The organism is Spirosoma sp. 48-14 (genome assembly GCF_001898575.1).
GTDB lineage: Bacteria > Bacteroidota > Bacteroidia > Cytophagales > Spirosomataceae > Spirosoma.
On record NZ_MKUD01000049.1, the window covers coordinates 1 to 12,179 of the forward strand.

The window sequence follows — 12,179 nt, forward strand, 5'->3', positions numbered from 1 at the left end:
TTGGAACGTAGTCACGTTAGCCGTAACGGTAGCGATTCGGGCGAAGTTGTTGCCATCGGTGGAGCGTTCGATCTCAAAGTCGGTTTCGGTCGACGCGTTATCGGTCCAGCTCAGGTTGATTTGTGAGGTCGATGCAGCCGTAGCATTCAGGTTAGTGGGCGCAGCAGGCGTACCACTTTGTGTTGTGGCAGTGGCCACGTTCGAATAGGCCGAATAATAGGTCGTTCCATCCGGGTCATTGAAGACCGCCCGCACCCGATAGTAATACTTCGTATCGGCCGATAAACCCGTACTTTGATAGCTTTTGCCATTACTGGCTGCTGACCCAATTTTCGTAAACGTAGTCCCATTGGTCGACCGCTCAATATCAAAGCTGCTTTCGGACGTTGCGTTGTCGGTCCAGCTTAGAGTAATCTGTGTGGCAGAGACAGCTTCGGCTTTCAGATCGGTTGGTGGAGGCCACCGCAGCGGTGTAGTGGCATCCGCGACATTGGTGTAACCCGAATTGCCGACTGTATTGATAGCCCGCACCCGATAATAATACTTCGTATTTTCGGACAGGCTAGTGTTGGTATATGTCGTTACATTTTGGCCTACTTCGACAAGCTTGGTAAACGTAGTCCCGTTGGTGGATCGTTCGATCTCGAAGCCTATTTCATTCGTGGCATTATCGGTCCAGGTTAAGTCGATACTTCTGTACGAAGCGGCAGTTGCACCTAATTTGGTTGGGGCATTCGGAACGGTACGCTGCGCGAACAGCCCACTACTAACTAGCCCAATCAATACGAGAATATACGCTAGCTTTTTCATGATTGTCTGTGGTTAGCGATTAAAATGATACGTTGACGATAGAACCAAAGGGCGATAATTGACCGTCGGGGTAGAACACCCGCGCCGTATAGCCGTAGCGGGCTCCGGGCTTTACCTGTTTGTCCTGGTACTGGGCCATTCCTTTCTGAATGGTCGCAATGAGTTGAAATGCCCCATCGTTTTCGGCCCGGTAAATGACCACGCGCTCGGCAGTGGGCGGATTGCGCCAATTCACAGCAACGGCCTTTTGGGTGGGGTTGTACGTAGCCGTGAAGCTCACTACACCCGTTCTCCCTTTAAAATCAGGGGTTTTTACCGTCAGGTTTTTTGACAAAGGGGAGCGTAACCCGGCATCGTCCTCGGCCCGAAGTGCGTATTCATACCATTGTTCAGGCTCAACGGTCGCATCCAGGTATGTTGGCGGGGTACCCTGCTGAAACTGGGCAATCTCTTTGTAGCCAGGCTCTTTACTCTTTTTTCGATACAACCGATGCCGGACGACATCTTTTGAACTGCTGGGTACCCAACTTAGCGTTACACCTTCGACCGTCACCTTAAAATCATTGAAAACGGGCATACTAGGCGGCACCATGTCGGGCTTGGTTACTTCTAATATGTCAGAAGCCACTGAGGTATTATCTTTCTGATCGACCGCCTTCACCTGATAATAGATTTTCTCGGTCAGCGTCCGCAGTTGAAGCGTATCCCGAAAGACAGTACCGGAAACAGGCCGTTTTACAGCCGCCGTAAACACATGGTCGCGCTGGTTGGCCTTGACTACCAGATAGCCTTTTACATCACGCTCCGGGTTCTTTTTCCATTGCAACACCAACCGACCGTTCGTATCGAGTTTGGCCACCAATCCGGTCGGCTTCGACGGTGGAATGGTATCCACAATGATACAGTAAGCCGACAGCGAAGCGGCTGCATTGCGCGACGTATCGACAGCCGCCACCACATAGTAATTCGTGGTATCGGTAGCAGCCTGTTCGTCAATATACCGTCGGATGCCGGGCGGCAAAGGCTTATCGAAAAGCGGCTGAAAACCCGTCAGCGATCCCGTTCCGCGACCAATATAAAAACCGCCCAAATCGCCCGCCGGTGTGGCTTCCCATTGAATTTCGACCCGTTTTCCACCCAGATGCGTAGCTTTTACCTTTACAGGGGGTCGTGGTGGGGTACGGTCGCGGCCCATTGCCCGGATCGGTTCACCAGGCTGACTCTCTTCACCAAACGACGTAATACCGACCAGTCGGTAATAGTAGGGCCGGTAATTGGCGGGCAGAGAATCGGTATACGAGAAGTTTGTTTTCGTTTGCACATCCGACTCCATGTTGATGTAGGGCTGCTGCGTGAGCCGCGTAAATGCTCGCCCATCTGTCGAACGTTCAATATGATAAGCCGTGAACAGAAGCCGATGCGGGTCTTTTGGCCATTGCAAATTGACTTTGTGTTCCTCTTCAAGCGGGGGTTGCCAGAATGGGCGCGACAATTCCGACACCTTACGGGTATCGACCAGCAACTGAGCGGTATCGACGGGCAGATAGTTTACAAGTGGCTGGGCCGAATACACCCGATAATAGTAGCGTTTGTTCGGTTCGGCGGTTTTGTCAACAAACCCTAGGCCAGCGGCCTGTGCTGTCTCGAACGACAGATCGGCGGCAAGCAGCGTAAACGAGTAACGGTTGGTCAGTTCGTCGGCTTTGGTCAGCAGACCGCCCGAATTACCCGACATGGCAAATGTTTTTCCGTAAATAGCCTGGGCCGCAATCAGTGCGTATTTGTTTTCGGGCCGGGCAAAGCGTTTCCAGTTGTCGAGCGGTTCGGGTTTGAGCGGCTGGGTCGATAGCCGGGTAATCCTAACTCGCTGGCCCATAGAGTCCAGTTCAAATCGTTCCAGTATATACCCCGACCGATTCAGGAGTGTCCAGGCTCCCGGTTTGGCCGGTGCCCAACGTAACCGAACTTCCTTACCTGTGTAGCGGCTGGAGAGGGCCAATCGCACGGTTGAGTCTGATTTTGCCGGACGCACAGGCCGTTGAGCGTATGCGCCGGTACACAAAAAGAGAATGAGTAGTAACAGAATTCGCATCATGGTCCAGCCATTCAGTTAGTTAATATTTCCTTCAAACGTGACGGGTGCAGTCGAGTATGACCCATACATGGTAGGCACCCGATAGATGAATTGCATGCGCTGTTTCCCCTGCATACGCATCACTTTATCCAGCATGGGCTCCTGCCGGATGAGATACTCCAGCCGATTTTTTTCACTGGTATTGTACAGCGTCAGTTCACCAACTGGCGTCGAGAGTGTCGGCGGAATCGTTTGCCTGAACGTCAGCAGATTGGAGATAAGCTGGTAATTCTGCGAAGTCAGTACCAGATCGGTCATATCCATGATGGCTAGCCTAGGCTTTCCGTTTCCGGCACTTCCTGATGCTCCCGACGGTGCGCCACTAAACGATGGGCCATTCGATGTAGATGCCGTAGCTACCCCCACATTGACGGCCACCGCCGATGCTGCTACGTTGGGCCTTGGGCTAGCCGATGGATCGAGAGCAGCTACCAGGCCACTCGACACATAATACGGCGTTGTGAAAGGCAACGGCACACTAGACCCACTTCCCAGTAAATTGGGCATTACCGTTAATTCAGGCACAAATGCCGACGATGCCATACGCTGGGGGCCTGTACGGAGTGACAAGACCAACCCCCGTTCATAACTGCCCAACCCGACGGTATTCCGAATCTGATTGTCGGTGGCATTCGCTATGTTTTTTTCGTGCTGAATACCGGGGAATTTCAGCCGATTATAGTCGGTCATAAGCTCGCCAATAACCTGAAACTTCCGGTGGGCGGTTGCCAGATACGTATTGCTCTGATCGGGCAGAATTAGCTGCATGAGAGGAATCTGAATAGCCCCACATGCTTCAGAAGCCGTTTGTGAGCCTTTTGCGGCTGCGATGATCGTCGACGGGAAATCGACCGTTTCAAAAGCCTCATCTGTTTCCACAGTCCAGGTTCTGACACCCAAAAAGGTTGTCTGGCCGGGCGTCAAAGTCAGAGTTGCCAGTTTTTCACGGTGGCTATTGTAGCGGCTCGTTCGGAAGGTATAGCTGAAAACGACAAACTCCGGCGGTTCGCTCGTACCCTGAATGCCCCGTATCCCAAACTGCCGACGGCTGAGCGTCGAACGACCACCGTCCATAGCAACGGCCTGCCCCTGTTTGTTCTGTGTGCTAAACGTGGTCACACTCCGGCCTTCCGAAAATGCCATGGCCGTGGCTGGAGACGCGTTGGCTCCCTGCCGTACTCTCCGCACAATGTCCAATCGGTAGGTGGTGCTATTGGCTAGTTTAGGGATATCAAACTCAACCGCCATCGCATCGCCATAATACGTCAGATTCGCTTCAATGGGGGCCGAACTACCATCTTTTGGCGTAAAAATGGCCTTGTATCCCACCGACCGGCCAACGGCACTAGCTCCTCCCGTTGCTGCATTCTGCGTATTCTGCTCCGTTGAATTGGTGAATAAATAGGCCTGCCCGCCAACTTTAATGTAGCCTTTTTTTCCGCGCGATGTTGCTTCCTGGCAAAATGATTCAACACCGGGCGTAATTCTCGACACGGCCGCTTCAAGTCCCTGATTTTGGAGGAAAAAGCGTTGATTTTGCAGCGGCCACGAGTCGACCACATTCTCCAGCATTTTTGGCAGTGGCCCTGTTGTAAACGATACTGGTTTTTCTTCGCTGAAAGGCTCGTTGCTGTTCGGTTTTTTAACCAGTACCGGGCTACCACTCGTGGTCTCGTACACCTGCACCTCAATGATGGCTTTGTAGGGCGTATCGCCTTTCAGGTAATCGCGGTGCGAGAGGATTGCCACCACATTATTCCGCTCGAACCGTTGCGACAGATTCGCTACCAGCGTCTGGCTGTTGCCTTTGGTTTCAAACAGTTCATAGCGTTTGATGAATGGCTTAAACTTGCGGATAACCACGCTGTTGTCGGGCCTCACTTCCTCCAGTTCAAACTCCTTGTCCATCGGAAAATAGAACGAGGTTGTAATGTCGGTTCCCGGACTTACCTCCTGCCCTCCGTCGGGCTGCATATCGGAGATAAAATTCAGTTCGCCGAGGGGATTGTTGCCTGCCAATACGCAGTTTTCGCCAAATTCGAGGTTAAAATTGCAGTAACCATCTACCCAACCATCCAGAATAGAGTAGTATAACGCGGCCCGGCCTGAAAAATAGTTGGGATTGGGCAGTTTAGCCGTCATAGCAATGGCGGCTCCAACGCTGGCTATTTCATAATTGCCTTCCGTAAAACCCAGGTCAACATGAATACCGATTGCCCCCTTGATGCCTGCATAGGCCTGTCCTTGCCCGTACCAGCCGTTGACGCCCCGTGGTTCGTTGCTCCCCGCACAAACCGCTGATTCATTTTTCGTTATGGTAATATCAGCCCCAACGACCAACCGCAGATCAGCATAGAAAACAAGGAATGTAGGCTTAGTCTGGAAGTCGATACTACCGCCAAAGGCAATCCCTTTTCCGTTTTCGTAGGTAGTCGGTACGCGGGGGGTTCGGCTATCAGACGTCACCTGGTTGTCGAGATTATCACCCGAACTATGGTTCATCATGTTCCGCACGAACTCAGGCAGGGGTGGCAATTCAGGTGGAATCCCGTGTCCAACCATGAAATACGCATCCATGTTCAGGCTGGCAACATCGGTTTTTCCCACTTTCAGACTAGCTTTCAGCCCCGCCCGGTCAGAGGGATTGCCCAGGTAGAAGTACCACATCTCGTCGTCGATATGAAGTTGGGCTTCGCCGGCAATATTATCCTTCCGGCGACCAACCAGAATATCGTAGAAATCGACCATGACTTGAAAATTGCCATCCAGCTTTGACTTCTCGCCCGTTCGGTCGTAGGTAATCAGGACCGACGCTTTCATCGGTGGATCTTCGGGGCGGGTGTCCAACTCCTGCAATAAATAGCCATTCCCATTGAGCGAAATCGTGTTCAGGCCACCGCTACCTGAGATTTCGGCAGTCAGGCCCACATCCATATTGAAAATGGTCGATTCGCCCGTCATGCTGGCCACAACACCCGCCCGAATCCCGAGATAAACAGTCTTATCGGGCACGAATTTCAACCCCGATGCGGGAATCTTATCGGGGGTTACGTCGGGTTCGGCCAGCGCTTCGCGGGCTAGTCTACTGGCCTTTTCGGCGGTCATGTCGTTTGGATTGCTGAGCCGCATATGGTGGTAAGCTCCTCCGCCAAAGGCATTCAGGGATAGTGGGCCAATGGCGATGCCGTTTTTCAGGTGAATCATGCCATCTACGAACCAGTACGAATAGTAATCGGCCTGCCCGGCTTCTCCCACAGTCCCAAACCGAACCGTAAGCCGACCGCCAATTTTCATCGGCATCGTTACGGCCACATCGCCGTAAAAGCCATCGCCATACGTTTCGTGGTTCTTATAAAATTCTACGATGCCTTTCAGCGTGAATCCTTTCGTTTCCACATCGAGCCGAATGGCCTCCAGATCGGTATGATCGTAGCCAACATCGACAGGGCGGACACCTGCCAGTTCCAGTTTTCCATAGATCGTTAGCGCCAGACCGGCCGTGATTTCGTCTGAAAGGGCCAGATCAGCGTCGATATGCAAACCCGGTTTGGGAACTCCTCCCGTATTATCCTTCCTGAAATCGATTTCGTTGATGGTCAGCGGAAACTTAGCCGCACTGTGCTGGGGCGACGCAAACGATACAACAGGCTGGCCGCTTGCCCGGCTATAACTGGCATTTTTGAATGTGAAAAAGCCTGACGAATCGGTATCGAACGAGAAATTCTCAAACCGAACATCGGTGAGTTTCAAGCCCATCAACTCGTCGCGGCCTCCGGGATAAATGCCTAAACTCCCGTTCAGGTGCCCTTTCAACCGGATTTTGCTGGCTCCGCCCAGGCTAAATTCAACCTGCGAGCTGGGGTCCAACTGCATTTTTGCCAGCCATAGGTTCATGTTCAGCGGCTCGTCTGCCGGAACCGATACGGTACAGATGTAATTTGGACCAGCCGTACTGCTGATAGGTTGCGAAGACAACACCATATTGTAATCGAGCCGGTCGCCGGGGTCAAAAATCGGTAGCTGGATTTTTCCTTTCATATTGCCCGAAAACGCAGACGTCTGAATCATCGACAACGTTAGTTTGTCAATTGAAAAACCCCAGCCTGCTTCTTCAGGGCTCAGCACGTTCTCGGCTTCGACCGAAAGGGTTACGCCCGTTTTATCAATAATCAGGTCGCGAACCCCAAACGACCTGCGGTTTTCGGTCAGTTCTTTGGGCATTCGCAGCGCGAACGTTCTACCATATACGCCTTTCCAGGTCTTTCGGAGTTGCTCATTGGCAGTTTGTCCGGCCGGCAGCCAGGAGGCAAAATTATAGACCGCCGGAAACTGCATATCGGGAGGGTTACTCATATCCGACATATCGACAAACGCATCCTGCATCTTGAAGCCCCAGCCCTCGAAGCCTACCACCTGAAACGGATGATTGAACGTCAGGCCAACCACCATGCCTGTCGTGGTTACGCCTGCTGGTGAAGCCTCTTTAGTAACTCGCTGATCGATCCGGTACAGAAACTCAGCGTCCACATTACCCGCAATAATCTGCCCCTGATCGTCTTCAGGAAGCAGTTTAGTACGCGGAAACCGGAGCCCTCCCGCCAGTTGCAGACTCAATGTATCGCACTTGAACTCAACGTACGAACTTCGCTCAACAGCCCCTTCTTCTTTGCCTTTGATGTAGAATTGGTAGGCGTCTGCTTCGGCGCTACCATATATGTTTGCGTTCAGGAAGAAGCGAGCTGTTCCGCCAAAGCCTCCGGGCACCATACATACCTTGTCGGCCACGATGTCATATTTGCGTTCGTCGCCCTCAGCACCGGGAATATGCCCGGCAATTCGGAAGGAAGCTTCGGCTTTTGTCGTCAGAAACTTCAGCCCGGTCAGTTGCAGAATGAACCGATTGCCCTGTAGCATAAAATCGAAGCCCAGCGGCAAAGTCAGTGGTTGGCCCAATGCCACTTCGGCCAGGTTGAGCAGTTCATGACCGCCAGTCAATGTATTTACCTCGCCCGCAAACGCCTGTAGGTATGTATCAACTTTGGTGACTTTCAGGTTGGTAAACTGAACTTTCAGTTCGGGTTCATAGCCCCAGATTGAGAAATTCTTAATGATACCTTCGCCATCGTAAGTGTTGCCCGATTTGGGTGTAGCGACCGTGACAAGCATGGTAAAATGGCCCACTTTTACCGCTACGTTTTTCGCGATGCCGGTGGCAACCGGGCTGGTTGGCAATGGCACATCGCAGTTGGCTTTGCAGTCTTTCGCTACCTGTGGGGGCGTATCGCCAGTTGTGGCTGTCGTACTGGTTGTACTGGTAGGTTCACCGATGGTAAACTGCCAGATTTCGCTTTGATTGTAGGAAAGCCCTGTAACAGGACCATCGGGGTTGGTGAGCCAACGCACCCGCCAGTAGTATGTGCCTTTTTGCGTAATAGTGAATTTTTTGGCCTGACTTGCATAAACGTATGCCTGAATACCCTCGCCGTTTTCACCCTGATCGAATGCTTTTTTTAACGAGACGCTATCTCTAAACATAACACTCGTAAACGATTGCGTATCAGCGACCTCAAGAACGGCCTTTTCGTTAATGGAAATCGTAAACCCTTCGACCTGCTTGCGGCTTGCCTGAACAATATCGAAGCACTTACTAAAGTTGAATCCATCACCGACTGTCGGCACCTCAGCCGTGCGGTATTGAAAACTGATCTCCCCACCTTTGAGCGTATCTTTATTAGCAGGCAGTTGCAGTACAGGCGACCCCATTCCGGCTTTAAACGATCCAGAAATATCCTGTTTCCGGTCATTGTCCCGTTCCGACCAATCCGAAAGCCAGACGCTACCATTCCAGTTGTACGTCTGCCCACGCATTAACCCGTTTACAAAAAAACTTCTATAGTTCGCATGGCTTTTATTCTGGCTAATGGCAACGTACTGAGCGTCTTCTTCGGTAAGGGTGTTATCACCGATATTGTTCCGCTGCGACACTAACGGCCCCGAAGCCCAGCCCAGTGCTCGCTTAAATACCGGGAGTCCTGAAATAGTAAATTCCGAGTCAAACCGTTTATAATCGTCGCTATATGGGTCGTATTTTACAACAACGGGCATTCCCCGGAAGGGCATATATCCGCCCTGCGGATAGGCGACGTAGTTGATCGAGGGGGCCATCCGCGCTACGGCCTGGTTGCTATTCGGTTTATTACCAAACCAGAACGCCACCACCTGACTAAATCCGTCATTTTTCACCCCTGAGCCGTTGGCAGCAACCGCCTGTACCTGAACCGCATAGCGATGGTTTTCTTCCAATTGAACTACGAGCATACCGCCCATGCCTACCATCATATTTGTTGAGGGGGTGGTTTGCTCATAGGTAGGCTGCCGGACCTGTTGAAAGGCAATATTTGGGTCCATAAAGGCCACTTCGGGGTTGAGTGATCCATCACCCATATCGGCAATTCGCAGCGTGTACTGAAACGTAGTGCCATTGCCCGTGGTAGGTGACCACAGAATGTTGAACAGGGCCTGGGTAACAATAAGCCCCGTATCAGGCTGTACGGAACTGTTGGCAATCAGATTGATACGGGGTGGTTCGGGATATTGCGCCCGTAAGGTAACACACCCCGACAGATTCGGACTGGAGATTTGCGAGCTAAAACCTCCTTGAATATCAGCGTCGTAGGCAATAACACACAGCTTATAAAACCCCTCGGAAACGAAGCCTCCCTGGATCAGCTCGTTTCGATCTATACCCTCGACTTCGATAGACGATGCATCGAAAAAGTTGGTCAGATTGCGGCCATAGAGCACAAAGGGCGTAGTGCCGTTCAGTTCGATGGCGGTGTTGGTAACGGTACGAATCCGAACAGTCTGAGCCAGATTTTCCAGCGTAGCCACCAGATTGACCCGCCGACGATTGGTACCCGTCAGTTGCTGAATTTGAACCTGAAGCTGATCGCCAATGGCTGTCAGGTCGTTTAAGGTGCCCTCGAAGCTCCGGTTCTGAACTGGCTGAAGGATTCGAATCTGTACCTGATTGCTAACCTGCTGCCCCCATATCGGCAACGACATAAGGCAGAACAGCATCAAACTCAAACGGTAGCGATAGTGTGGCATATTCCGTTCCATTGAGGGTTAAAAACTGTATCCATACGTAACATTCAGGCGAGTTTCGGTAAAGCTGGGGGTCAGACTCGTGTAACTGCTATTATGCAACAGGCTTCCGCCTACCGAAAACGTTTGCTTCTCAATTCTATAGCTCACAGTGCCGTTTACCGAAAGCGTACTACCGTCCGACGCTCCGTCGGCTCGCCGGAGGTAATAACTCCCACTCAGCACAGGGCGCAGGGCTTTGTCCAGAAAGGGGATGCCAACAGACAGCGACGGCCCAAGGGTAACTATTCGTTGAGTAGGCGTCTGGGTATTGTTGTAGGTGAGGGTCAGACTGGCGTTCGATTCCTGTTCAATGGCCAGTAGGGTATAGCTCAGGTTAGCATATAGCGAACTGACATTGGTCAGGTCTCGGGTAAAGCGGTTCTGATCGTTGGCATTCTGGTAACCAGCCGATAAGTTGACGCTATGACTCTGATATTGATCGGCTTTATTATACGACGCGTTAAGCGCATAGCTGCTATTGACGATGCTTATGGCCGTTGTATCATTGAACAGATCGCCCAAACCCCGGTTCTGGTTGGTACCGAAATTGGAAACAGACAGACTGGCATTCAGCTCGTCCGTTAGCTGCAAACCCAGATTCAGCGCTCCAATCGAACGAAACGTGGTCGCATATTTCTTCCCATTCAGATTATCGTGCGCCACGCCATAGGAACCGCTGATGGAAATGAAGTTTTCGAAAAATGAAAACGAAGGCGTCAATGTCCATTGCTCATTATCAGTATTGAAAAAGAATGAACCCAGCGACTGAAAATCCTGATCGATTCGTTCGTACCGGGCAGCAATGCTACCATTGGCAAATCCATACGAAAGCGAACCCCGCATGGCCTGATAAAGCCCAGTCGATGAATTCACTTCGAGAATGGCAGGCACTCCTTTCAGAAATGACAATTGCGTATTGAGTGTTGTACTGTCTAAAGAACTGGCGTAGAGATTACGGGTAAAGGCACTCATGGCCACATCGGCATCCAAGGTCAGGTGCTTAAGCAGCGTCACGTGTGTTTTAAGGCCAAGAACGGCGTTATCGGCGGGGGTAACACGCGTGTTGCGAATGGGCCGGGCAATCGATCGGTAATCGTCGTAGCCTTTGAAAAAGGATAGATCGATATAGTTATTCGGTTTTCCATAACCAATTTTCAAACCATAGCCCATCCGCTTATAGACCGGATAAGCATTATACACTTTCCCATCGGCCAGCACAGAATCTTCGGCTACCGCCCGATTGATACGCCCTACCATAACGCCCAGCCGCAGCTTACCCGGATTCATCTCAAAACCTCCGCCGAGCATACTTACCCCGGCCAGGGTAAAATCCGAGAATTTGACATTTCGATACCCCGCATGAATGGTCAGCCACTTGTAATAAGGACTCACACCATATCGATTGAATGGCTGGGTGAATCGACGTTCCTGCTCACTAACTGTCAGCGTAAAGGGGAATGTCACACCATAGATGGTTACGCTGGGCGAGCCTGTCAAATACCAGCTAAACGGCTGCCTGCGGTTGGCGATACCACTGGTGTTGTAAAGCCACATACCTGCCGACAAAGTCCCTTTGATCCGAAACGGTTGCTGTTTCCGAATTGTCTGAATGTCCTGAGCATGGCTTTGCATGAACCATACGCTCAGCCACACGCAAAGAATACCGTAGCCTTTTTTCATCTGCTTCGCCTACCAATGGGTTAGTTATGGTACACAGAAATCCCGTACTAGCTTTTGCGCGCTAGTCATCCCTATTATTCAGCCGTACACTGGTTGCTTAATGCTACTGCAAAGGCTATCCAGACTACCTGCCTGCCAGCCAGCACCATGTAGTTAATAAAATCGAGGTGGTCAAGCGTTATGTCTACCCCAACTCGTCAACGTTTCCATCCGCCCAATAAGGCTACCGTTCTGACTTTCGCCCTACCATCAGTATGCTTTCCTGATGTCCCCTAACACGGCCGGAGCAGCCACCTCCATTCGTTCCCGAAGGGATAGGCATCCGCAAAATCCTGTTTTTCTTTCAGGACAAAATTCAGGAATCACCCTACACTCGTCAATCGCTAGAATTAGGGATATGAGTAAA

4 protein-coding genes are annotated in these 12,179 nt (G+C 51.4%); all 4 read right to left on the reverse strand.

Features of this window, described 5'->3' with window-relative positions; genetic code table 11:
- Positions 1–810 (reverse strand): fibronectin type III domain-containing protein (locus BGO59_RS24330; RefSeq protein ID WP_293687648.1); only part of this gene is annotated, 810 nt, incomplete at its 3' end.
- Between the two features lie 19 nt (positions 811–829).
- Positions 830–2,905 (reverse strand): hypothetical protein, encoded by a 2,076-nt coding sequence (locus tag BGO59_RS24335; RefSeq protein ID WP_293687650.1) that lies wholly within the window; start codon positions 2,903–2,905, stop codon positions 830–832.
- Between the two features lie 15 nt (positions 2,906–2,920).
- The gene (locus tag BGO59_RS24340) at positions 2,921–10,066 is read right to left on the reverse strand and encodes a hypothetical protein (protein ID WP_293687653.1); all 7,146 of its coding nucleotides are present in this window, start codon (positions 10,064–10,066) and stop codon (positions 2,921–2,923) included.
- A gap of 6 nt (positions 10,067–10,072) precedes the next feature.
- Positions 10,073–11,773 carry a hypothetical protein gene (locus tag BGO59_RS24345; RefSeq protein ID WP_293687655.1) on the reverse strand — a complete coding sequence of 567 codons (1,701 nt, stop codon included), beginning with the start codon at positions 11,771–11,773 and terminating at the stop codon, positions 10,073–10,075.
- Positions 11,774–12,179: the final 406 nt, after the last annotated feature.

Bases quoted from the DNA above. Each gene is read 5' to 3' on its own strand.
- BGO59_RS24345 (WP_293687655.1), bottom strand. From the start codon at position 11,773: ATGAAAAAAGGCTACGGTATTCTTTGCGTGTGGCTGAGCGTATGGTTC.
- BGO59_RS24335 (WP_293687650.1), bottom strand. From the start codon at position 2,905: ATGATGCGAATTCTGTTACTACTCATTCTCTTTTTGTGTACCGGCGCA.
- BGO59_RS24340 (WP_293687653.1), bottom strand. From the start codon at position 10,066: ATGGAACGGAATATGCCACACTATCGCTACCGTTTGAGTTTGATGCTG.